Annotated in this window: 18 protein-coding genes; 10 read left to right on the top strand and 8 right to left on the bottom strand. The window is 43.0% G+C overall.

Going from position 1 to position 24,112, the window contains the following annotated elements; translation table 11 throughout:
• The first annotated feature begins 182 nt into the window (after positions 1-182).
• The 10 genes from H4K34_RS12080 (at position 183) to H4K34_RS12035 (ending at position 13,933) form a co-directional block, all read left to right on the top strand.
• On the top strand, positions 183-1,730 hold the full coding sequence (locus tag H4K34_RS12080) for an Rne/Rng family ribonuclease (protein ID WP_210757648.1): 1,548 nt from the start codon (positions 183-185) through the stop codon (positions 1,728-1,730).
• Between the two features lie 60 nt (positions 1,731-1,790).
• A complete protein-coding gene (locus tag H4K34_RS12075) occupies positions 1,791-2,624 on the top strand; it encodes an OmpA/MotB family protein (RefSeq protein WP_210757647.1) in 834 nt (277 codons plus the stop codon).
• Between the two features lie 185 nt (positions 2,625-2,809).
• Positions 2,810-3,454 (top strand): outer membrane beta-barrel protein, encoded by a 645-nt coding sequence (locus H4K34_RS12070; RefSeq protein WP_210757646.1) that lies wholly within the window; start codon positions 2,810-2,812, stop codon positions 3,452-3,454.
• Between the two features lie 135 nt (positions 3,455-3,589).
• Positions 3,590-5,617, top strand: a complete 2,028-nt coding sequence (locus H4K34_RS12065) for a S9 family peptidase (RefSeq protein WP_210757645.1) — start codon at positions 3,590-3,592, stop codon at positions 5,615-5,617.
• Positions 5,618-5,795: 178 nt separating this feature from the next.
• On the top strand, positions 5,796-7,907 hold the full coding sequence (locus H4K34_RS12060; protein WP_210757644.1) for a TonB-dependent receptor: 2,112 nt from the start codon (positions 5,796-5,798) through the stop codon (positions 7,905-7,907).
• Between the two features lie 19 nt (positions 7,908-7,926).
• Complete coding sequence (locus H4K34_RS12055; protein ID WP_210757643.1) at positions 7,927-8,580, top strand: tetratricopeptide repeat protein; 654 nt, start codon at positions 7,927-7,929, stop codon at positions 8,578-8,580.
• Between the two features lie 9 nt (positions 8,581-8,589).
• Positions 8,590-9,639, top strand: a complete 1,050-nt coding sequence (locus H4K34_RS12050) for a sensor histidine kinase (protein ID WP_210757642.1) — start codon at positions 8,590-8,592, stop codon at positions 9,637-9,639.
• Positions 9,636-10,409, top strand: coding sequence for a LytR/AlgR family response regulator transcription factor (locus H4K34_RS12045; protein WP_210757641.1), 774 nt, complete (start codon positions 9,636-9,638; stop codon positions 10,407-10,409). Before H4K34_RS12050 ends, H4K34_RS12045 begins: the two co-directional genes overlap by 4 nt.
• 14 nt (positions 10,410-10,423) lie before the next feature.
• A complete protein-coding gene (locus H4K34_RS12040; RefSeq protein WP_246452103.1) occupies positions 10,424-11,692 on the top strand; it encodes a M16 family metallopeptidase in 1,269 nt (422 codons plus the stop codon).
• 36 nt (positions 11,693-11,728) lie between these two features.
• Positions 11,729-13,933, top strand: a complete 2,205-nt coding sequence (locus tag H4K34_RS12035; RefSeq protein ID WP_210757640.1) for an amino acid permease — start codon at positions 11,729-11,731, stop codon at positions 13,931-13,933.
• Between the two features lie 4 nt (positions 13,934-13,937).
• Here the strand turns inward: H4K34_RS12035 and rfbB are convergent, their stop codons facing one another.
• The 8 genes from rfbB to H4K34_RS11995 all read right to left on the bottom strand — a co-directional run bounded on the left by rfbB (position 13,938) and on the right by H4K34_RS11995 (position 23,780).
• Complete coding sequence (gene rfbB / locus H4K34_RS12030; protein WP_210757639.1) at positions 13,938-14,993, bottom strand: dTDP-glucose 4,6-dehydratase; 1,056 nt, start codon at positions 14,991-14,993, stop codon at positions 13,938-13,940.
• Positions 14,994-15,002: 9 nt separating this feature from the next.
• Positions 15,003-16,025, bottom strand: a complete 1,023-nt coding sequence (gene galE / locus H4K34_RS12025) for a UDP-glucose 4-epimerase GalE (RefSeq protein WP_210757638.1) — start codon at positions 16,023-16,025, stop codon at positions 15,003-15,005.
• 2 nt (positions 16,026-16,027) lie between these two features.
• Positions 16,028-17,020 carry a UDP-glucuronic acid decarboxylase family protein gene (locus H4K34_RS12020; protein ID WP_210757637.1) on the bottom strand — a complete coding sequence of 331 codons (993 nt, stop codon included), beginning with the start codon at positions 17,018-17,020 and terminating at the stop codon, positions 16,028-16,030.
• A gap of 6 nt (positions 17,021-17,026) precedes the next feature.
• Positions 17,027-18,346 carry a UDP-glucose dehydrogenase family protein gene (locus H4K34_RS12015; protein ID WP_210757636.1) on the bottom strand — a complete coding sequence of 440 codons (1,320 nt, stop codon included), beginning with the start codon at positions 18,344-18,346 and terminating at the stop codon, positions 17,027-17,029.
• 2 nt (positions 18,347-18,348) lie between these two features.
• A complete protein-coding gene (locus H4K34_RS12010) occupies positions 18,349-19,485 on the bottom strand; it encodes a DegT/DnrJ/EryC1/StrS family aminotransferase (RefSeq protein WP_210757635.1) in 1,137 nt (378 codons plus the stop codon).
• A 287-nt stretch (positions 19,486-19,772) separates the two neighbouring features.
• Positions 19,773-20,165 (bottom strand): hypothetical protein, encoded by a 393-nt coding sequence (locus tag H4K34_RS12005; protein WP_210757634.1) that lies wholly within the window; start codon positions 20,163-20,165, stop codon positions 19,773-19,775.
• Complete coding sequence (locus H4K34_RS12000; protein WP_210757633.1) at positions 20,152-20,343, bottom strand: hypothetical protein; 192 nt, start codon at positions 20,341-20,343, stop codon at positions 20,152-20,154. Before H4K34_RS12000 ends, H4K34_RS12005 begins: the two co-directional genes overlap by 14 nt.
• A gap of 368 nt (positions 20,344-20,711) precedes the next feature.
• A complete protein-coding gene (locus H4K34_RS11995; protein ID WP_210757632.1) occupies positions 20,712-23,780 on the bottom strand; it encodes a sensor histidine kinase in 3,069 nt (1,022 codons plus the stop codon).
• Positions 23,781-24,112: the final 332 nt, after the last annotated feature.

Below are 24,112 nucleotides of genomic sequence, written 5' to 3'. Positions count from 1 at the left end.
CGACTCACAAGCGCAAAAAACGCTTGCGTAAAAACCGTCACAAGAAAAAATAAGCTTGAGATCTTAGGATCCCAAGATAACCGTAGCACCCTTATTCGAGGTGCTTTCGGTGTTTATACAATATAGGTTTGTTGACATGGCCTCTTTTATCCTTTAGATAAGAGGCCCTAATAACATTTAAGGTGAGTACAGAATTAGTAATTAATTCGCGTACTGCCGATTCTGTAGCGGTAGCGCTACTCAAGGAAGGTAGACTTTCGGAATTGCACTATGACAATACCGATGAGTTTGCGGTGGGGGACATTTATATGGGTAAGATCAAAAAGATCGTGCCCGGCTTAAATGCAGCATTCGTGGATGTAGGCTATGAAAAAGATGCCTTTTTACATTACCACGACCTTGGCCCTCAAATTAAATCGCTTCTCAAGTTTACCCGCAAAACGCAAACGGGAAAACAACGTTGGTCCTTGACCGATTTTGAACCCGAAGCGGATATAGATAAGAACGGCAGTATCGATAAGGTTCTGCGCGAAGGCCATAATATCCTGGTCCAAATCGCCAAAGAACCCATCTCTACGAAAGGGCCGCGTATTACCTCCGAGCTTTCCCTGGCCGGACGTTATGTGGTACTTGTACCTTTCTCCAAGAGAGTAAGCGTGAGCAGTAAGCTCCGCGATAAAGACGAAAAGGATCGCCTGCGCCGTTTGGTGAAGAGCATCCGTCCCAAAGGTTTTGGGATTATTGTGCGTACCGCCGCCGAAGATTGCCAAGTGGCAGACCTCGACAGCGATATTCAGGAGTTGATAGAAAAATGGAAACAACTCCATCGTAATATTCAAAGAGTACGCGCCCCTAAGCGTGCTTTGAGAGAAATTAACCGCGTATCAGCCTTGCTGCGCGACGTTTTAAACGATTCCTTCAATTCGATTGTGGTCGACGACATGGAACTTTTCAATGAAGTAAAAGAATACATGCGCAGTATCGAACCCGAGAAGGAAAAGATTGTAAAATATTACCAGGGCAGAATACCCGTGTTTGAACACTTTGGCGTGGAACGCCAAATTAAGTCAAGCTTTGGCCGCTCTGTAAGCATGGGCAAAGGTGCTTACCTGATTATTGAACATACGGAGGCCATGCACGTTATTGACGTGAATAGTGGAAACCGTACCAATTCATCCGAAAATCAGGAAGCGAATGCCTTGGCTGTAAACCTTTCTGCTGCCGAAGAAATTGCTCGCCAATTGCGCTTGCGCGATATGGGAGGAATTGTGGTAGTAGACTTTATCGATATGCACCGCAGTGAAAACCGTAAAACTCTTTACGAAAAGCTGAAGGAAGAAATGGCGACTGATCGCGCCAAGCATAAGATATTACCCCCCTCTAGATTTGGATTGGTTGAGATCACCCGCCAGCGTGTACGCCCGGAGATGGCCATTCAAACTCGAGAGGAAAACCCCGACGGAAACGGCGAGGTTGAAGCCCCCATCCTGATTATTGATGAGATCGAGAATAAACTCGAACTAATCGCTAAGCAAGAAAAAGACAAGACTATTTACTTACACCTCCACCCCTTTATTGCGGCTTATCTAACTAAAGGCTTGTTAAAGTCGATTCGCCGTAATTGGTCTAAGAGGTTTAAGCGGAATATTAAAGTGATTCCTCGTGACTCCTTTAAGTTCCTCGAATATCACTTTTTCAATGATAAAGACGAGAAATTCGAGTTTAATTAGAATCTATAAGGTTTTTCGCTTTTCTATTTATTGGTAGTTTTGCAACAATTAATGACTGTGATGAAAAAGGGAATTTTAATTTTAGGAAGTGCTTTAGTTCTGAGCTCCTGCGTGAGCAAGTCTAAGTACACCGCTTTACAAGATCAATACAATGAAACCAGCGATGAGCTGAGTAAAACGCGCATGGAGTTAGCCGCTTGTTTGGATAACAAGAAAAACGCGTCTAAAGAAATTGATTATCTGAAAAAGACCAATTACCAATTGTTGAAGAACATTGGCAATATGTCTACCCTCAGTAAAAAAGAAGCCGAAAACCTCGAACGTTCTTTAGAACAAATCAAGGAAAAGGACCTTACCATCCAAAGCTTACAAGACGCCATCAACAAGCGTGACTCCGTAACTTTTGCCTTAGTAACCAGCCTTAAAGGTGCTACTGTAGGTATTGATGATGAAGATATCAGCATCAATGTTGAGAAAGGAGTGGTTTATGTTTCCATCAGCGATAAGCTCCTCTTTACCAGCGGTAGCTCTAAGTTGAGTAAAGAAGCATTAGCCGTTTTAGGTAAAGTAGCTCAGGTATTGAAATCTCAGCCCGAACTCGAATTTATGGTAGAAGGCCATACGGATAACAAAGCCGTTCGCCAAGGTGCCTCATTCGAAGACAACTGGGAATTAAGTGCCGAACGTGCTGCCTCTGTAGTCCGCGTATTGGAAAAAGACTTTAACATTAAGCCCGAGCGTATGACCGTGGCTGGTAAAGGAGAATATGCTCCTGTTGCCAGTAACGACAGCGCTGAAGGCCGTGCACAAAACCGTCGCACACGTATCGTTATTCTTCCAAAATTAGACGAGTTCTACAGCCTGATTGAAGAAGGCATGGAAAAAGCGAAATAAGCTTTAAGCAAGAAATTGAAAAGCCTCTTCGGAAACGGAGAGGCTTTTTTTATGCTCGGAAGTCCTACAGCACTTCAAAAGAAAAACTACATGAGGCAGTTTTCATAATTAACAACTTGATGCCAGCAATTAAAATCTACAATGGAGCTAATAAGGCTCCGGCTAATCAAGTTTAACCACAGATTATGAAAAAAACACTTATCCTCAGTTTCTGTTTTCTTTGCGCTATTGGCTTAAAGGCTCAAATTGAAAAAGGTAATTTCTTAACCGGCATTGGCTCCCAAATTGTTTCAGGAGGAGCCCAAACTAATAGCATTAGCTTTACTACTTATACAGTTCGCTATTCAAATCCTGATCAAGATCTTTCTGATCAGGATAAATTAAGCAGCTTTCATATAAGTCCGCGAATCGGCTACTTTATTTTCGACCATTTCGCAACTGGTATTAATTTCAGCTATTACTATGCTAAGTCTGAAGTTCCTGACTGGTCAACAACTAAAACAAATCAATACTTAGTTGGGCCATTTGTACGATACTATTATCCCTTCGAAAAATTCTGGCTTTTCAGCGAAATTGATTGCGCCTTTGGAGGGACTAAGACTTCTTTTCAAGTCATTAATTATAATGAGCAAGAATACAATAGTACTTTATTCAAATATCAATTTGCGCTGGGTATAGCTATGCCTCTGCACGAAAAAATTAGCCTGGACTTAGGTTTCAGCTACAGTTCCAGCACTGCCGATGAACCTGATTTCCTTCCTTTATATGATAAAGTTCAAACCAGAGGCTTTGGTTTAAATCTGGGCCTAAGCATATTTCTAGGCCGCTAAAACTTCTCACCATTTTAAAACTAAGCCAGTTGTATTTCGAGCTGGCTTTTTCATTGGTACTAACCCGAATTCCATTATTGTATCAGAAGTTTTGCCATTTATCCAATACCTTCACAGCCACAAACAAATCCAATCATGAAAAAATATATCAGTCTCTTTCTTTTGGCTGGCTTTGGCCTGATGGGGCAAAATGAAGTGATGACCCCCAAGAAACTTTGGGAGTTGGGGCGAGTAAGCCTCGATGCCGTTTCACCCGATGGCAAAAGCATGGTCTATGGCGTGAGTCGCTACGATCTTGAGGCCAACTCTGGTAACCGCGATCTTTATTTAATGGATATCAAATCCGGTAAAATCACCCAATTAACCGATTTGGCAGGTGGTGAGTATGGAGCGCATTTCTTTAATAATGGAGTGGCTTTTAATCACCGTGGCCAATTACACTGGGTAGATCTAAATGGTCAATCTCAAAAACCTCTCACCAATATTGAAGGCGGAATCTCCGGCGCAAAGGCCTATAAATTGGCCGATGGCAGCGTGAAAATCCTTTTTAGCAAATCTTTTAAAACCGCTGAAACACCAGCCGAAATGTATCCGGATTTACCCAAAGCTGAATTCCGGGTAATGGACGATCTCATGTATCGCCATTGGGATTCCTGGGATGATTATGAGTCTATGCAAGTATGCATCAGTGACTACGAAAACGAAGCGGTTAGCAGTTTCAAAAACCTTATGGATGGCTCCAGCTTTGATTCTCCGGTTCCTCCCTTTGGTGGTTCGGAAAGCTATGTATTAAGTCCTGATGGCAAATACGTGGTTTATGAAAGCAAATACCTTAACGGAAAAGACTTTGCTGAACAAACCAATAGTGATCTCTACCTGGTAGACTTAAGTACCGGGCAAACCAGTAATATTTCGGATGGTATGATGGGTTACGATAAAAACCCTCAATTCTCTGCCGATGGAAGTAAAATTGCCTGGTTAAGCATGGCTACTAATGGTTATGAAAGTGATGTAAATGATCTGATCATTTTAGATCTAAAAAGCAAAGAAAAAACCCATGTGCTGAAGAGCAGCGGTAATTACGACACTTATACCTTAAACTCTTTTGCCTGGAATGGCTCCAATGAATTTGTAGTGGGTATCCCAACCATGGGAAGCAATCAAATTTTTGAACTAGAGCAGAAAGGTAAAAGCTGGAAGTTTGAGAAAATCAGCCAGGGCGATCACAATTACAATCACTTCGAAATCGCCAAAGGTGGTTTAGTGGTAGATCGTCAGGATATGAACAATGCCACCGAAATCTATTTCTTGAAGGACAATGGCAAGGCTACACAGCTCACCCATATTAATGATGAGCTCTACAGCAAGATTGGCAAGAGCAAGATTGAAAAACGCATGGTGAAAACCAGCGATGGCAAAGACATGCTTACCTGGGTTATTTATCCTCCCGATTTTGATCCCAATAAAAAATACCCTACCCTTTTATATTGTCAGGGGGGACCACAATCTCAAGTTTCACAATTCTACAGCTTCCGTTGGAACTTCCAGTTAATGGCTGCTCAAGGTTATATCGTAGTAGCACCAAACCGTAGAGGATTACCAGGCTTTGGCCGCGAATGGAATGAGAAAATCTCCAAAGATTGGGGTGGTCAACCGATGCGTGATTACTTAGCGGCTATCGACGATGTAGCTAAAGAACCCTTTGTAGATAATGACAATTTAGGTTGTATCGGCGCAAGCTACGGTGGCTATTCCGTTTATATGTTAGCTGGTATTCACGAAGGTCGCTTTAAGAGCTTCATTTCGCACTGTGGCTTATTCGACCTCGAAAGCTGGTACCTAAGCACCGAAGAAATGTTCTTTGCGAATTACGATTTAGGTGGCCCTTATTGGGATGAGGCCAATGCCGAAACCTACAGCAGTTTCGATCCTAAAGACTATGTGCAAAATTGGGATTCTCCGATTTTGGTAATTCACGGTGGAATGGATTTCCGGGTACCAATTAATCAGGGCATGGAAGCATTTCAGGCAGCTAAATTGCGCGGAGTACCTTCTCGCTTCCTTTACTTCCCAAATGAAGGCCACTGGATTTTAAGTCCACAAAATGGATTGGTATGGCACGATCAATTCTTTGGCTGGTTAGACCAATGGCTTAAGCAATAAGCATTCTTAAAAACAGAATACAAGAGCCGCTTCCAATGGGAGCGGCTTTTTTGTTTTGAAAAATGCCTTCCGGTTTATCCAGAAGATATTACGGTTCATCCTCCCCAACTACGACTCATCCAGATTCAATTTTCCTGGCCAGCCAGCCCCCCTAGTTTAGCTGGCAAATCAAGGAATCATGTATCGTCTTCTTCTTTTAGTAACTCTTTTAAGCACCAGCCTTAGCGCCCAAAACAAGCTCGAAGGTTGGGTTACAGACCCCCATGGGGAAGCTCTGGCCGGAGTAAATATCTACCTCAAAGGCAGCTTCATAGGCACCACCTCCGATGCGGATGGTTATTTCAAATTAGCTGACTTAAAACCCGAAGGCATTTTAGTTTTCAGCATGATGGGCTTTGAAAGCGTTGAACTGGCCCTTCAAAATCTGGACTTTGCCCAAAAACAAAAAATTCAACTCAAAGAGGCCTTTAATAAACTGGCTGCGGTAACGGTAAATGCCGGCAGCATTGAAGTGAGCGATAAAAAGCAATCGGTTGTCTTACGTCCACTAGATATTGTTACCACCTCCGGCGCGCTGGGAAATATAATCGGTGCCTTAAACACCTTGCCTGGTACCGCCAATAATGCCAATGATGGGCGCCTTTTCGTTCGTGGTGGCGCAGCCGATGAAACGGCTATTTTTATTGATGGCCTTCGCCTGGGCAATGCCTATGGCAGCAGCCTTAATGGCATTCCTACTCGTGGTCGCTTTAGTGCTCAAATATTTAAAGGCAGCTTTTTTAGCACCGGAGCTTATTCGGCTGAATATGGGCAGGCTCTATCCTCGGTTCTTTCCATGAACAGTCTCGACTTCCCCCTACGTCGTCAAACCGATCTGGGCATCTCCACTGTTGGTGGCTCTTTAAGCCATACCGAAGTGTGGGATCGTCAATCCATCACTGCCAGCCTCAACTATACCAATCTTAGCCCCTATATGGCGCTGGTACCCCAAAATTTAGAATTCACCAAAGCCCCTCAAGGCATTAGCTCCGAAATTCTCTTTCGCCAAAAAACCGGGAAACATGGCATGTTCAAAGCCTTCTATTCCTTCCAAAACTCTGATTTGGGAATACTACGCAGTCAGCCAGACAGCAATGCCCTGCAAGCAACCAAGCTGAAAAACAATTTCCATCACCTCAATCTTAATTACCGTCAAAATATTGGTAAGAAACATTTGCTCGATGGCGGTCTAAGCTTCACAGGCAACCTCGACGATATCCAATTGGATAGTCTGGCCATTCAACAGAAAGGGCAATTAGTACATGCCAAAATTCGCTATCAATACTTCCCCGCTGCCCGCATCAGTATTAAAAGTGGTCTTGAATTCTTCGACCAGCTTTATCGTGAAAAAATTCAAATCGGAGCTCGCCAGCAGGATGATCTTTTAGGGGCCGCTTTCGCGGAATGCGATTACCATTTTAGTAGCGACTTCCTGATTAAAGTGGGTCTCCGCTCATCTATCAACCAAAGCAGCTCCTACCTGATGCCTCGGGCCTCTGTTGCCTATCGACTCAATTTGAAATCACAATTTTCCCTAGCCTACGGCGACTATGTACAAGAGCAAGCTTCTAATATCCGTATCCAGGATGTGGATCTGCGCGCTGCCAAGGCTCAGCATTTAGTACTAAACTATATGTACAGCACTCCTAAGCTGACCTTCAGACTTGAGGCCTTTCAGAAAAATTACCATGAACTGCTTCGTAGCAATGCAGGCTACAACACTAATGGAAAAGGCTATGCTCGAGGTTTTGATTTATTCCTCCGCGATCGTAGCAGCATCCGCAATTTAGATTATTGGATCAGCTACTCCTTTGTGGATAGTAAAAGACATTGGCAAGCCTTCGAAGGCCAGGTTCAGCCACGCTTTGCTCCTCGCCATAATGCCTCTATTGTCGCCAAATACTGGCTCGGCGGCCTTCAATCCCAAGTAGGGTCCAGCTTTAGTATCAATGATGGATACACTTATGACAATCCTAATCTGGCTGGTGAAATGGAATCTCGTACCAAAGCCTTCCACAGCTTAAACCTCAGCTGGAGCTATTTACCACGTCCTAACCTGATCATCCATTTTGAAGTTACCAATCTATTGGGACGAGAAAATATCTTCAATTATCAATACAGTTCCAACCCTGGAAATGACGGACAATACAGCAGCATGGCCATACCTCAATCGGCCACCCGCTTCATCTTCCTGGGCATATTCTATACCCTGTCTACCGATAAAAATGCTAATCAACTCAACAATTTATAATTCCTAAAAATTCAGAATCATGAAAAAGTTAATTGCCCTTTGTTTCATCGCCATCATCAATTTTAAAGCCACTGCTCAAGATGCCGAAGCCTATCAAAAATATATGCAAGAAAGCATCGCCCTCTATGATAGCGTTAAAACCCTGGCCGACTATCAAGAAATTGCCAATCGCTTCGATCGTATATCGGCTACTGCCAGCTCGGAATGGCTACCCTTATATTATGCAGGCTTAACCCATATCTATATGAGTTTTGTAAAAGGACTCGAAGACGATACCCGAGATGAGCATATCGACAAAGCCCTGGATTATATTGATCGCGCCGAAGAAATAGCCGGTGAAAATTCCGAAACTGTAATCTTGCGTGGATACGCCTATATGGCCAAGGTGAGCGTTAGCCCGGCTTTAAGAGGCATGACTCTTTCCGCAAAGGTTACCGGACTATTCGAAAAAGGCTTAGTGATGGAACCAGAAAACCCCAGAGCCAATTTAATGTTGGGTCGTTGGAAATACGGCAGTGCTCAATTTTTTGGTCGCTCTACTGACGATGCTTGCGCTTACATGCAAAAGGCCTTAGCTATCTATAAAAATCAGGAGAAAGGCAATGGACTGGAGCCTGCCTGGGGTGAAAATCAAGCTCAGTCTATGTCCAAACGTTGTCAAGGAAAAAGTTAATTTCAAAGCATGGAAAGTACCTCTCCCTATTCGCGTCAAGAAATACTTCGATGGATAGGCATCAGTGCCTTGCTGGGCATAATCCTGCCAGTCTTTTACAGCTTCGAAAGCTATTGGACCTTGCAGGGCCTGAGCAAGATTTGGGATGATATGCTCTACTCCTTTATGATGTCTTTGGGCATCAGTCTCTCGGTAGGACTTAATGAGCATTTACTAGATCGACGTTTCCCCTGGTTAGAGCATCCGGGCAAGCGCTTAATTCTGGAAATCCTTGGCATTAGCCTCTTCGGTTTTAGCGCTTCCTTTTTGATGAACGTATTGTTCTTCACGCTCTTTGGCATGATTGATTACAACAATTTCCCTTGGGAGACAATGTTGAATAATGCCCTGATCCCACTCTATGTCGGCTATGTGATATCCGCCATTTTCATTAGCCGAGGCTTTTTAGGACGGGCAAAAGCCGAGGCGGTACGAGCCGAAAAACTACAAACCGAAAAATACCGTAGTGAAGTGCGGGTTTTAAGAGATCAACTCAATCCGCATTTCCTTTTTAACTCCCTAAATATCCTCACCAATATGGTTTATGAGGATGCCGATCGCTCCGCGGCTTATATCCGCCAATTGAGTAGATTCTATCGCTATGTTTTGGAAGTTCAAGATGAAGATACAGTTGAGCTAGAACGCGAGTTACAATTCATTCGCGATTATATCCAATTGCAGCAAGAACGCTTCGGTGGAGATGCTTTGCAATACAGCGAAAAGCTATTTCCAAATCCTGATTTCCAAATCCCTCCCCTGGCTTTGCAATTACTTCTGGAAAATGCGCTGAAGCATAACCGCTGTAGCAGTGCAGAACCACTTAAAATTGAAATCATCCAAGAAGGAAATAGCTTAATTATCCGCAACAACATTCAAAAGAGGTCCGTGCAATCCGAGCATTTAGGCATTGGGCTATCTAACTTAATTAGACGCTATGAGCTTCTAAAAGCCGACTTACCACAAATTAATAGTGACGAAGCCCATTTTACCGTAAAAATCCCTTTACTCCTAAAGGCATGAAGATCTTGATTATTGAAGATGAAAAGCCAGCCGCTCGCCAATTAGAACGGCTATTACAACGCAGCGAGGAATTTGAAGGCAGCATTCATGGCCCCTTGGAAAGCATCGCTCAAACAGTGGATCATTTAAGGGAGCACAGCAATTATGACCTTATTTTAATGGATATCCATCTGGCAGATGGACCGAGTTTTGAAATCTTTGAATCCGTTGATCCTTCTACCCCGATTATTTTTTGCACGGCTTATGACCAATATGCTTTGGAGGCATTTAAACTCAATAGCATCGACTATCTACTCAAACCCATTGAGCCCGCCGATTTAGATCGAGCCCTGCAGAAATACAAGAAACTACATGCCCAAAGGCAAACTCCTGAATTATCAGCGGCCGAAATTTTAAAGGCCCTTCAAAAACCAAAGGAGGAGTCTAAAAGCTACAAAGAACGCTTTATGATCAAGTTGGGGGATCGCATCATTAGCCGGGAAACCCGTGAGGTCCAGTTTTTCTATTCGGCCGAAAAAGCCAGCTTCCTTCAGGATCAAGATGGACGATCCTATCCGATCGAATACAGCCTCGATCAGGTCGAAGCTTCTGTTCCTAATCGGGACTTCTTCCGCATTAATCGCAAATACCTGATTCGTTTTGAAGCTATTCGTGAAATGCATAGCTATTCCGGCAGTCGTATCAAGCTTCACTTAATGCATTGTGATGACGATGATATCCTGGTAAGTCGTGATCGCACCGCCGAATTCAAGCATTGGTTAGATAGCTAGCCAACTCGCTTCCAATGCTTAGCTTTGCAGGCCCTTTAAAAAGCGCTATGCAGTTGGACATCTTCACCTTAAGTAATGGCATCCGAGTAGTACACCGCGAAATCAATCGTCCGGTGGCCCATTTGGGTTTATTGATTGCCGCCGGTTCGCGTGATGAACTGGAAGATGAACAGGGTTTAGCCCACTTTATTGAGCACTGCTTGTTTAAGGGCACTCAAAAGCGAAAAGCCTATCATATCCTCAGCCGCATGGAAGATGTGGGTGGTGAATTAAACGCTTTTACCAGCAAGGAAGAAACCGTAATTCACAGTAGCTTCTTAAGTGGTGATTATGCCCGAGCGGTAGACCTGATCTGCGACATTGCTTTTCGCAGCACCTTCCCTCCCAAAGAATGTGAGAAGGAAAAGGAAGTGATTATTGATGAAATCAATTCCTATAAAGACAGTCCATCCGACAGTATTTTCGATGACTTTGAAGAATTGGTATTCCCAAATCATAGCTTAGGTCGCAATATCCTGGGCACCCTGGAAAGTGTGAAGGGATTTGGCACCGAGGACATCCATAAATTCCTGAATCGCAATTATTCTGCCGATCGCATGGTATTTAGTTCGGTGGGGAATATAAGTGCCGCTCGCCTACGGAATCTCCTGGAAAAGCAAGTGGAAGACATTCAATTCCAGGCGGGAGAGAAAAGGGAACTGATTATGCCCGAGCCAACCCAGCCCATAAGGGATGAGCAAACGCGCAGTGGGTACCAAACTCACGTAGTTATGGGCAGTCCGGCCTATGCCGCGCGCCATGATCATATGCGTCCCCTAGCCTTGCTCAACAATATTTTAGGTGGCCCTGGAATGAACTCAAGGCTCAACCTTAATATTCGTGAACGTTACGGCTTCACCTATCATTTAGAGTCTTTTTACCATCCTTATTTAGATACCGGCTTATTCGGAATTTATCTGGGCACCGACCCTGGCACGGCAGATCGAGCCATGAACTTGATAGATAAGGAACTCAAAAAGCTACGCGATCAAAAATTGGGTGTATTACAACTCTCTAAGGCGAAAAAGCAAATCTTGGGTCAGTTTGCCATGGCACAGGAAAACAATGGGGCTTTGATGCTTTCCTTTGGTAAATCTTTGCTCTTGCACGATGAAATTGAAAGCTTCGAAGAGATCGTGCAAGATGTAGAAGCCATGAAAGCCGAAACCCTGCTCGAAGTGGCTAATGACATTCTGGTACCGGAAAAATTCAGTCGCTTAATCTTCCGGAACACGCAACCTTAACTTTCGGCAGCGGGATAATTTCCCTTTCTTTGATGAATGAGTCAAACGGATAAGATTGCTCCTGGTCCAGGTAGCTCCAAATCTCCTTCCGGATTCGGCACTTTTGCCGGAGTATTTACGCCCAGCATCCTAACTATTTTAGGGGTAATCATGTACCTGCGCTTCGGCTGGGTATTGGGTCAAGTGGGCCTGATGGGCACTTTGCTTATTGTTACCTTATCTACTTGCATCACCTTCTTTACGGCCCTAAGTATTGCCTCAATAGCCACCGATCAACATGTGCGTACTGGCGGAGCCTATTATATGATTAGTCGCTCCCTCGGCATTGAAACCGGTGGTGCAGTTGGCATTCCTCTATTTTTAGCTCAAGCTCTTTCCATCGCTTTGTATACCATCGGTTTTGCGGAAAGTGTATCCAGCGTATTTCCACAATTTGATTCGCGCTGGGTGGGTATGCTCACCACCTTAGGGGTAGGTGCTCTAGCCCTGTTTTCTGCTAAGATTGCCATCCGGAGCCAGTTCTTCATCATGGCTGCAATAGCCATTTCTTTAATCTCTTTAGTCTTTGGCAGCCCGGTCGAAAACGCGGATTTAAGCATCTGGCATGGCGAGGGCGAAGTTGGTTTCTGGAAGGTCTTTGCTGTTTTCTTCCCCGCGGTTACTGGTATTATGGCCGGGGTAAATATGTCGGGAGATCTTAAAGATGCCAAGCAATCTATACCGCGTGGAACCTTTATGGCCATTGCCGTGGGTTATCTTATTTACATGGGCTTACCCATAATTTTAAGTCAGCGCGCATCGGCCGAAAGCCTGATCAATGATCCTTTAATAATGCGGAAAATTTCCTTCTGGGGAGATGCCATTTTATTAGGGGTTTGGGGTGCCACCCTTAGTAGCGCTATCGGCAGCATTTTAGGAGCTCCACGAGTTTTGCAGGCCTTAGCTCGGGATCGTGTTTTACCAGCTTCCTTAAGTTGGCTGGGAAAAGGGAAAGGCGAAGACGACAACCCTCGGGCGGGAACCCTCTTTACCATAGGACTGGCGCTCCTGGCCGTTTACTTTGGAAATTTAAATCTGGTAGCTCCCATCCTTACCATGTTTTTCCTTACCACTTATGGTGTTCTAAATATCTCAGCCACCCTTGAGAAACTCCTGGGAAGTCCCTCCTTTAGACCCACCTTTAAAGTACATTGGATCTTCTCCTTGTTAGGAGCCCTGGCCTGTATCGCAGTGATGCTTTTAATTAATGCCTTTGCCACTACCATAGCCGTCATCTTCATGTTCCTACTTTTTATTTGGCTGCAAAGACGTGAACTGCAAACTACCTGGGGTGATGTAAGGCAGGGCCTTTGGATGGCAATAAGTAGAACAGCTTTATTGCGTATCCGTCGTACTGCTGATCCTAAAAACTGGCGTCCCCATTTATTGGTTCTTTCGGGAGCCCCAACCAAGCGTTGGCATTTGGTAGAGCTAGGTCATGACCTTAGTCAGAATCGAAGTTTAATGACCGTAGCCACAGCCATCACCAAAACCGATTTACCCATAGGCAGGCAAATTAAGATGGAGGGGAATATTAAGGACTATTTACTGCAAAGAGGCATCAATAGTCTGGTTAGAGTGTACTATGCCCAAAGAGTTCTGGAAGGAACTCAATCCCTGATTAGCACCTATGGTCTAGGGCAAATCACCCCCAATACCATTTTGATGGGTGCTTCTGAAAACCCGGATAATTTAGATGAGTACTGTCGCTTGATTGAATACTGTTATGCCTTGCGTAAAAATGTGCTCATTGCCCGAAATGCAGATCAACTGCATGAACAGAATTACAGTCGGATTGACATTTGGTGGGGCGGTTTAAAAGCCAATGGTGGATTGATGATTGTATTAGCTCATTTACTGCAAAGAAGCATAAACTGGAAGGGCACCCAGGTGAATGTGAAAATGCTATCTCGTAGTGAAAAAGCGGCCGATGGAGCTAGCCATAATCTATCCTCCTTACTCAAGGAAATGCGGGTAGATCACAATGAAAAAGTGATCTATGAAGCAGACAAAGATTTTTACGAAGTATTGGAGGAACACTCTGCCGGTGCCGATTTAATTATGCTGGGCATGGCTGTACCCCGTGAAGGCTTTGAATATCGTGCCTATTATGAGCAGCTATCCCAAAAAACAAAAAACCTCCCAAGTACACTATTTGTATTAGCGTCTCAGGAGGTGCAATTTGGTGAAGTACTGAGCTAATCGCTTAGCGATCTGCGTACATGTCTTTGTAATAGTTTTGGTAATCTCCAGAAGTAACACTGTTTAACCAATCTTCATTCTGTAAATACCAATCAATAGTTTCTCCCAAACCTTGCTCGAAGGTTACTGAAGGTTCCCATCCTAACTCTTTATTGATTTTAGTGGCATCAATGGCATAGCGGCGATCGTGACCAGGACGGTCCTTTACATAGCTAATCAAGCCCTCCGAAGTCCCTGCCGGACGACCGAGTTTCTCATCCATTTGCTTGCAAAGAACCTTGATCAAGTCTATATTTTGCCACTCATTAAAGCCCCCAATATTGTAGGTCTCCTTATTACGACCTTCGTGGTAAACGAGATCAATGGCGCGAGCATGATCAATCACATACAACCAATCGCGGGTGTACTTTCCATCGCCATAAACGGGCAAAGGCTTTTCATTGCGCACATTATGAATAAAGAGCGGAATCAGTTTCTCCGGAAATTGATTCGGGCCATAATTGTTAGAGCAATTGGTAATCACATAAGGCATTCCATAGGTCTCACCATAAGCCCGAACAAAATGATCGGAACTAGCTTTAGAAGCCGAATAAGGTGAATTCGGATCGTAGGAGGTAGTTTCCTCAAAAAGGCCTTCTGCACCTAAAGTACCATATACCTCATCAGTACTGATATGGTAAAAACGCTTACCCTCGAAATTATCCTTCCAGGTATCTCTAAAAGAATTGAGTAAGTTAACAGTACCAATTACATTGGTGCGAACAAAGGCTAGTGGATCAGTAATACTACGGTCCACATGACTTTCTGCTGCCAAGTGTAAAACCCCTTCGAAACGATGCTCCGCGAAAAGCTTGTTCATTGCTTCTGCATCAACAATATCAGCCTTTACAAAGTGATAATTCGGGGCATTCTCAATATCCTTCAAGTTCTCTAGGTTCCCTGCATAAGTAAGAACATCAAGATTGTAAATTTCATAGTCCGGATACTTATTCACGAATAGGCGCACCACATGGGATCCAATAAAGCCTGCTCCTCCGGTAATTAATATTTTCTTCGACATGGTTATTTTCTAATCTATGTTTCTGATTTTCTTTTCCCAGCGCCATGCATCCGCCATGGCATCGTCTAAGCTTTTTTCGGCCGTCCATCCCAAAACGGTATTGGCCTTGGTTGTATCAGCATAAGCTGCGGTAACATCACCAGGCCTACGCTCCACTATTTTATAATTCAGTTTGCTATTAGAAACGCGCTCAAATGATTGAATTACTTCCAATACGGTTGAACCGGTTCCGGTGCCTAGGTTAAATACTTCGTAGGCCCCCTCATTCTGGCGATTCAATAAGCGGTTTAAAGCTACCACATGTGCCTTCGCTACATCCACCACATGGATATAATCTCTTTCATTGGTGCCATCACGAGTTTCATAATCGCTACCAAAAACAGCTAATTGCTCACGAACCTTTGCTGCAGTTTGGGTTACGTAGGGCACCAAATTAAGAGGTACGCCCAAGGGTGATTCGCCAATCATAGCACTAGGATGAGCACCAATAGGATTGAAGTAACGCAATGAAATAGCATTAAATCCGTGGGCCTTTATAGCATCTTGGATTATCTCCTCTCCTACTTGCTTGGTATTTCCATAAGGGGAAATTGCGGCCTTCACCGGGCTATTCTCTGTGATTGGCAATTCATCTGCCTCACCATAAACTGTGCAACTACTGCTAAAGATTAAATTATCAATCTGCAGGTCGCGCATTTCCTGTAGCAGGTAAACCAAGGAGCCTAAATTATTCTCGTAATATTCTAAGGGCTTGTGAACCGATTCACCCACCGCCTTGAAAGCAGCAAAGTGAATGATTCCATCCAAAGAACTATAGCGACCAAAGAAATCTCGTACTTCAGCTTTCGATTTTAAATCGACTCTTTCAAATACGGGACGATGACCGGTTATTTCTTCAATTCCATCAAGAACCGAAGCGGTAGAATTACTAAGATCGTCTATCAGTACCGGCTCATGTCCGGCTTTGATTAATTCGACTGCAGTATGCGAGCCGATAAAACCTAATCCGCCGGTTACCAGAATCTGAGCCATATTTATTGCTTTTGGCGAATGTAATCTTTGAAGTCTTTATGCTCCTTTTTATAGAGTTCCTCAGTGGGTAAAGACTTGAAATATTCGTAGGTGATTTTTAATCCTTCAGAACGACTAACCTTTGGCTCCCAGCCCAAGAGTTCTTTGGCTTTGGTGATATCGGGTCGTCTTTGTGTAGGATCATCTTTTGGTAAGTCTTTATAGATCACCTTTTGATCCGTTCCCGTAAGCTTGATGATTTCCTCAGCAAATTCGCCAATGGTAATTTCATCTGGGTTACCAATATTCACCGGCCCGGCATAATCACTCATTAATAAGCGGTAAATACCTTCAACCAAATCGTCTACATAGCAAAAGGATCGAGTTTGCGATCCATCACCAAATACCGTTAAATCCTCGCCTCTTAAGGCCTGACCAATGAAAGCCGGTAATACCCGACCATCATTCAAGCGCATTCTGGGACCATAGGTATTAAAGATACGTACGATGCGAGTTTCTAATCCATGGTAGGTATGATAGGCCATGGTCATCGCTTCCTGGAATCGCTTGGCTTCATCATACACCCCCCTGGGGCCTACAGGGTTAACATGCCCCCAATATTCCTCAGTTTGCGGATGCACTTGTGGATCACCGTATACTTCTGAGGTAGAAGCAATGATCAGGCGGGCTCCTTTAGCCATTGCCAATCCCAAGCAATTGTGAATTCCTAAAGAACCTACTTTGAGGGTTTGAATCGGAATTTTCAAGTAATCGATAGGGCTGGCCGGAGAAGCAAAATGAAGGATATAATCAAGCTCTCCTGATACGTGAATGAATTTGGAAACATCGTGATGATAGAACTCAAATTCTTCTTTCGCAAAGAGATGCTCAATATTCTTAAGGTCACCTGTAATCAGGTTATCCATTCCTACCACTTGAAAGCCTTCAGCGATAAAGCGATCACATAAATGGGAACCTAAAAAACCGGCTGCACCGGTGATTAGAACTCTTTTCATAGAAAATTAGGATTTTACCCCAATACAGTGGTACTCAAATCCTAACTCAGCCATGCGGCTAATTTCGAAGATGTTTCGACCATCAAAAATAAGGGGGCTATTTAAGGAGTCTTTAATTTCCTCGAAGTCAGGAACTCTAAATTCACTCCATTCGGTTACCACTAAGAGGGCATCTGCACCCTTAATGGCCTCATATTCATTCTCAGCATAGGTGATGCGATCGCCTAAATCGTGCTTAGCTTCTTCCATAGCTACGGGATCGTAAGCAGATACAGTTGCACCTTCTGCCAGTAATTTCTCGATAATTACTACTGATGGTGCTTCACGCATATCATCAGTATTAGGCTTAAAAGAAAGACCCCATACGGCGAAATGCTTACCCTTTAGATCGCCATTAAAACGTTTCAATACCTTTTGGAAAAGAACTGATTTTTGGTCTTCGTTTACCTCTTCCACCGATTGTAAGATGCGCATTTCGTAGCCATTTTCACGAGCAGTGCGCACTAATGCCTTCACATCTTTAGGGAAACAGCTACCGCCATAACCAATTCCTGGGTAGATAAATTTGTTTCCAATTCGAGGATCAGATCCGATACCACGACGAACTAAGTTTACATCAGCACCCATAATCTCACAAAGGTTGGCTACGTCGTTCATAAATGAAATCTTAGTTGCCAACATCGCATTAGCAGCGTATTTGGTCATTTCGGCTGATGGAATATCCATGAAAATTACCGGGTGACCATTAAGGGTAAAGGGGTGATATAATTTTTCGAGAACCTTGCGAGCGCGCTCCGATTCAACTCCCACCACAATACGGTCGGGTTTCATAAAGTCATTTACCGCTGCCCCTTCTTTAAGGAACTCGGGGTTAGATGCCACATCAAAATCAATGCTCACACCACGACGATCTAAGGCATCTTTAATTTCCTTCTTAACTTTTGCAGCAGTTCCAACCGGCACAGTAGATTTGGTGATAATCACACCATAATCATTCATGTTTTCCCCGATCTCACGAGCTACGGTTAATACATATTTTAGGTCAGCGCTTCCATCTTCTCCGGGAGGGGTTCCAACCGCAATAAAGGCAGCATCAGCACCTTTAATGGCTTCTCCTAAATTGGTAGAAAACTGAAGACGATTTTTTTCATAGTTGCGATGTACCAGTTTATCCAAACCGGGTTCGTAAATAGGAAGAATTCCTTGCTTAAGGTTTTCGATTTTCTTTACATCGACATCAACGCAGGTCACATCAATACCTACTTCTGAAAGACAGGTACCTGTAACTAAACCTACATATCCTGTTCCAACTATAACTATTTTCATGTTTAATGGTTCTTGATGAAGTTAAGTACTTCGGAGGTTATATGTTCTAATTGATCTTTTTCTAGCTCAGTGTGCATGGGCAGCGAAAATACCCGACTCACCAAACGGTTGGTTATCGGAAAATCATCTTTTTGATAACGTTCGTCCTGATAAGCCTTTTGCATATGCAGTGCTACCGGATAGTAAATCATGGCCGGAATATCTTTGGTTTGGAGATACTCTACTAATTTATTGCGATCAATACCTTCTGCTAACTGCAGTGTGTACTGATGAAATACATGCTCAGATTTCGAATCGCGCACTGGTGTTTTTAATTCAGGGGTATTCGCAAAAGCCTGATCGTAATAATCAGCCACTGCTTGCCTGGCTTTTATGTACTCATCCAAATGAGGAAGTTTACATCTTAGAATTGCCGCCTGAATGGAATCCAACCGTGAGTTCACCCCTATCATATCATGGTAGTAGCGTACGGTTTGCCCATGATTGGCGATGATGCGGATTTTAGAAGCCAAATCATCATCATTAGTGAAAATCGCTCCACCATCTCCAAAGCAGCCTAAATTCTTGCTGGGAAAAAATGAGGTGGTTCCAATATCACCGATAGTACCAGCTTTAGCACTGCTTCCATTCTCAAAATAATAGCTAGAGCCAATGGCCTGAGCGGTATCTTCTACCACATACAAATTGTGCTCTTTGGCAATCTGCATAATGGTCTCTAAATCGGCACATTGCCCAAATAAGTGCACTGGAACAATTGCTTTGGTTTTAGGGCCAATTGCCTCACGAACCTGATCGGTATTTAATCCAAATGTATCTTCATCGACATCTACTAAAACCGGAGTCAGGCCTAAAAGCGCAATTACCTCAGCGGTAGCAACGTAGGTAAAAGTTGCTGTAATCACCTCATCTCCTGGCTTTAAACCCAGAGCCATCATAGCTATTTGCAGGGCATCGGTTCCATTAGCACAAGGAATCACATGTTTCACTCCTAAATAGCTTTCCAAATCACTTTGAAAGGCTTTAACCTCGGGTCCATTGATATAAGCAGAGGAACGCACAACATCAAGGATGGCCTTATCTACTTGATCCTGAATTTTTTGATATTGGCTGACCAAGTCAACCATTTGAATTTTTTTCATGGATTTTTTTATATCCTGATATGGGGTTTAAAGTAACAAAGATAAAGACCACTATGCAATAGGCGACCTAATTACAGTGGCAATAAAACAAATTAAAGTATTGGGTATTCCATCTCTTTAGGACTCCCCTTTTTTTTCTGAAAAAAACGAGATCGATTAAACAAAAAAAGCCCGGTATAAAACCGAGCCTGGAGAGAGGAGATGGAGAATATAAATTTTTAATTTTTTCCTATTTAAATCTTTTCTAGGATGCCACTATTTCTCTTGTCACCCTAAAGAATTTCTTCTTAAGCGAAGGTGTTAAAACCTCTTACTTCATGTAGACGATTAGAACCCATCCAAACTGTTACTGCACCTCTTTCACCGAAGAGTCTCACAACAGCACCGAAGCCAAATTTTCCTTTCACTCGCACCTTGACATTAGACCCTATAACGGTGGAATACAAACCGTTTGAATGCACCAAATTACCATCCTTATACACCAATATTGGATTATACCATTTGTAAACTAATTGCCACATAAACACAGAGAATAATACCGTCAATGGCACATAAAAATAAACCGTATCTACATCGAATGAATCCCAAATAAGAAACAGAATCATTCCAATTAAAAGCAAAGCCATGCTTTTCAAAATAAATTCCAATAAAACGAAAGAAAAACTCCTATAATGCATCATCACTTTTCCGATTTTGTTTAATTCGACTTATCCCTAATGCCGCTCCCCCAACTAAGAGGACTTCCACAAAGCCTATTGGGGTTGGAGCTCCCGGACCACCACCACTTGGTTGAGCAGAAACTTCCGTTAGGATCAAAATCATCAATATTGCAAAAGCAAAACCAATTTTCGATTTCATAAAATCAAAGTATTTTTATTTAAATTCCTTTCCTCTTAAATCATTAATCATCCATTTCCCCCAAGAATAAATGATAGTAATTATTAGCTATCAGCATTTGTTAATCACTTTAACTTCAAGGCTTAATAACTGTAACAAATTAAGAGGATAAACAAATCAAGACCCGTAACACTTCATGCCTATTAATTGTAGAACTTCGCCATCCAAGTGTAGCTTTAGTTCTACAAATAGTCTCAATTCGCCTCAAGGCTTGAAGACTGTAAAGGAAAATTCGATCCTGTTCCGAGATCTACTTGCTAGAAAGTCAAGGGATTGTAAAAGGAGAGGTAAAGGCCCTAATGAAAAAAGCTCAAAAGCTCAGATTTTGATTATTCATTCAGTTCGGCATAAAAGGGCAGACAAACCCTTACCTGGAGACCTTTTCCGGCAGCATTTTGAAATAGGAGTGTGCCGTTTAGCTGACCAATAATTTCTCTAACCATAGGCAGGCCTACCCCTAAACCTACTGCACCACGCTGACCACCTTTACTGCGCACCGCTACTCCACTATTAATGGCGTTCAGTCGCTTTTGATCCTGAATACCCGGCCCATCATCCGTCACCTCAAGACAAATCCTTTGATCTTCCTCGAAGATTCGAATCCAAATTTTATGGGCACAATATTTTATGGCATTCTCAACAATATTCTCGACTACTATTTCGAGAGCTTTGGGTCGTGTAGCAATTAGAAAGTCCTGTTTTAAATCCCAATCCACCAAAATGCGGTACTTCATTAATTCGGCTGCCTTACGATCCAGAACTTGATCTACGGCCTTACCTAATGGAAATTGATTTTCTGAATCCTTTAAATCCTGATTACGAATCCACTCCAAGATGGTATTCGCCGTTTCGTAGGCTCCCCGAGTAGAAGTACTTAATATCTCTAAATCTCGACTGAGATCTTCCATTCCCTTTGCCTGGGTTTTTTCCTTTATATCAAAGGCCACATCCGCCATAAAACGCAAGGGCCCCCTAATATCATGAGAGAATATAGTGATCATTCGGTCCCGAAGTCCAATAGCGCGATTCAATTGTTGCCGAGATTCCTGCAAATCAGCTACCGTATGGGCTAAACTCACATTATTCCGCGCTATTTCTTCGGTTCTTTTCTCAATTTCATCTTTTAACCGCTGTTGATAGGCTCGGTTTCTTCGCTGCACCAACTCAAACAATCCCAATATCAGGAACAAGGCTACCAAGCCCATGATTAAGAAGAAGGCCAATGTTTCATGAAAGCGAGGACCGACAGAAAATTGCCAAACTCTAAATATTCGAGCCTGCTTAGGCATAAAGGGCATATATATTTCGAGGCTGTAGCTACCATTGCTGGGTAAGCGATCAAAGAGCAATCCTTTTTCAAAATCTATTTCCCGCCATTCGGAGTTCAGTTCTGGCACCCGATAATAAACCGGACTATTCTCTTCATCCCCATAATAAGGATTCAAAAGCTTCACCATTAAATTCGAAAACAGAGGTGGTAATTCAGCGTTCTCAATAATGGACAAATTTTGACCATCCACATAGACCTCCTCTAAAATCAATTCGGCATGATATCGCGGCATAAAGCTTTTAAAATCCCCATCTAAATAGGTCACACCATCGGGATTAGGTATCACAAATTTTCCGTCTAGATTGGAAATTATTGGCTCAGAGGTACCACCACCATTAAACTCAAAATTCCTCAAGCCATCATGCGCACTAAAAGCCGTAAAAGTTGGAAAAGGAATCTGATCATCTAAATAGGCCTCAAAAAGCTCCTTTGGACTTACATACAAACCTTGATTAGTACTGAATAGCAAGCAATCTCCAACTTGCCTTATACCATGACAGGCCTCCATAGCCAAGTTTCCTTTCAAATCTAATTTGGACCAATGTTCATTTTCCCAAACATAAATTCCTTTTCCATAGGTCGTTAACAAGACCTTATCTCCTATTCGATACAAAAAGCGGGAATTAAAATCTTCACGCTCGCTAATTCTTACAACCCTGCCCTCTCGAGTTTTTAAATCGAAGATGACCATTTGCGCTTTAAAACCGTAGAGCATCCAAACGGTAGAATCGTTTAGAAAGAATAATTGGCCTGCATAATTCACTTCTCCTTTATCTGCGGGCACGGAAGCCAAACAAACCAAGCTATCGCCCTCCAAGCGCATTAAGCCAATCGATTCGATGAACATATACACATCTCCTCTTCTTTGAATAATATGCCCAGTTCGAACATTTGCCGAATCCACCGGCACTTTTAAATACCTGCGATCTCCATTCTCTAGGTCTATTAATAAGGGCCTCGAAGGCTCCTCCACCGCATAGATTTGCTTCAAACTTGAATTAAAACCCAGTAATCCGCTATAGGCACCATAGAAGGCCTCACATTCCACCTTGGAATTAGAATACAAAATACCCAAGGTTGATAGCACTGAATCCCGCCCGATAGCGGCCAGGGTATAATTGGGAACTCCTGCCGCACAAGTACTATCCGTAACCACTTGCCGAATAAATAGTGGAGACATTATCATCAATCCTTTTTTGCGGGTGCCCAGAAAAATACGCGCATCCTCTTTACTATACACGCAGGCAGAGTATTCTCCCTTCGGAATACCTCGGGCAATTAATTGCAAGTGCAAGCCCTCCTTCTCATTTGGGTAAAACTGATATAACTCTCCCTTTCGGTAGAGATAAGCTTTATTCTCCGCCGCATTCCAAAGCATCTGACTCAGGAGCGGATCTTCTGTCCATTTTTGAGGCCGCACTAAATCAGGCACAGAGCCAATGGTATCTACTAAAAGTCCGTTAATTCGGATAATTGCACCATCATCCTGCAGTACATACATGCTCTCTCCAAAAACCATTAGATGCTCACGGCTAAATACCGTTAGCTTATATGGCACTTCCTCCATCCCATATCCATCATTGTAATACAAGGCACTGGATTCCCCGTCATTATCAAAATAATACCGATTGGAGTCCACCAAGTATTGATGATACCCATGCCAACGAATCAAGTCGCTCTCCCCCACGCTACCATGGCGGAAAAACAAATAACCTCGATTATCTTCATTTTGATTGGTAAGCGTTCTTTGATCTTCTGACAATAATGAATATTGATAGTATTCATTCAAGGCTAGAATCCGATTGGATCGGGTACGGTAAAAATCCAAGATCCGCACCCCATTCATCAAGGAATCATTCTGAGGAAGAAAAGCCTTAAGCCGCCGACCTGAATACCGAAACAAACCCTGTTGGGTCCCTATCCAAAGTAAATGCTCCGGACTCATGTGAAGGGCGGTAACCTCATTCTGCATCAACCCGGAAGTATTGTCGATATATTCGATAGAGTAATTGAGGATTCGTAGCGGGGCTTCAACCCGAAGTCTCACTATTTCGGCATGAATAGGCATGCATGCTAAAAAAAGTAAGGCGTTTAAGAACACGCTATAGAAATACCTCTGTTTCAAAAAACTAGCAGTCAATTTAATAGAACTCCTTATTATTCCCCAAAGCTTTCTGCTGTAAAACCAGGGTCAAAAGCTTGGAAAAAATGCTCTCAAAAAAAACACAATTCTGAAGAGCAAAGAGTAGTACGAATAATATTAAATGTCATGTATGTTCTACATAACATTCTTATTCTGACAATTCCCCCTTTGAAAATACAAAATTCCCATCTATTGATTTTCAGAGGTAAAAACAAAAAAAGGCCCCGATCTTAATGACCGGAGCCTTTTAAGGCTTT

Origin of the sequence: Croceimicrobium hydrocarbonivorans (genome assembly GCF_014524565.1) — a bacterium.
GTDB lineage: Bacteria > Bacteroidota > Bacteroidia > Flavobacteriales > Schleiferiaceae > Croceimicrobium > Croceimicrobium hydrocarbonivorans.
This window is presented reverse-complemented; position numbering and strand designations above follow the sequence as displayed.

Bases quoted from the DNA above. Each gene is read 5' to 3' on its own strand.
- H4K34_RS12065 (WP_210757645.1), top strand. From the start codon at position 3,590: ATGAAAAAATATATCAGTCTCTTTCTTTTGGCTGGCTTTGGCCTGATG.
- H4K34_RS11995 (WP_210757632.1), bottom strand. From the start codon at position 23,780: ATGCCTATTCATGCCGAAATAGTGAGACTTCGGGTTGAAGCCCCGCTA.
- H4K34_RS12020 (WP_210757637.1), bottom strand. From the start codon at position 17,020: ATGAAAAGAGTTCTAATCACCGGTGCAGCCGGTTTTTTAGGTTCCCAT.
- H4K34_RS12075 (WP_210757647.1), top strand. From the start codon at position 1,791: ATGAAAAAGGGAATTTTAATTTTAGGAAGTGCTTTAGTTCTGAGCTCC.
- H4K34_RS12045 (WP_210757641.1), top strand. From the start codon at position 9,636: ATGAAGATCTTGATTATTGAAGATGAAAAGCCAGCCGCTCGCCAATTA.
- H4K34_RS12050 (WP_210757642.1), top strand. From the start codon at position 8,590: ATGGAAAGTACCTCTCCCTATTCGCGTCAAGAAATACTTCGATGGATA.
- H4K34_RS12035 (WP_210757640.1), top strand. From the start codon at position 11,729: ATGAGTCAAACGGATAAGATTGCTCCTGGTCCAGGTAGCTCCAAATCT.
- H4K34_RS12015 (WP_210757636.1), bottom strand. From the start codon at position 18,346: ATGAAAATAGTTATAGTTGGAACAGGATATGTAGGTTTAGTTACAGGT.
- galE (WP_210757638.1), bottom strand. From the start codon at position 16,025: ATGGCTCAGATTCTGGTAACCGGCGGATTAGGTTTTATCGGCTCGCAT.
- H4K34_RS12040 (WP_246452103.1), top strand. From the start codon at position 10,424: ATGCTTAGCTTTGCAGGCCCTTTAAAAAGCGCTATGCAGTTGGACATC.
- rfbB (WP_210757639.1), bottom strand. From the start codon at position 14,993: ATGTCGAAGAAAATATTAATTACCGGAGGAGCAGGCTTTATTGGATCC.
- H4K34_RS12070 (WP_210757646.1), top strand. From the start codon at position 2,810: ATGAAAAAAACACTTATCCTCAGTTTCTGTTTTCTTTGCGCTATTGGC.
- H4K34_RS12010 (WP_210757635.1), bottom strand. From the start codon at position 19,485: ATGAAAAAAATTCAAATGGTTGACTTGGTCAGCCAATATCAAAAAATT.
- H4K34_RS12055 (WP_210757643.1), top strand. From the start codon at position 7,927: ATGAAAAAGTTAATTGCCCTTTGTTTCATCGCCATCATCAATTTTAAA.
- H4K34_RS12000 (WP_210757633.1), bottom strand. From the start codon at position 20,343: ATGAAATCGAAAATTGGTTTTGCTTTTGCAATATTGATGATTTTGATC.
- H4K34_RS12060 (WP_210757644.1), top strand. From the start codon at position 5,796: ATGTATCGTCTTCTTCTTTTAGTAACTCTTTTAAGCACCAGCCTTAGC.
- H4K34_RS12005 (WP_210757634.1), bottom strand. From the start codon at position 20,165: ATGATGCATTATAGGAGTTTTTCTTTCGTTTTATTGGAATTTATTTTG.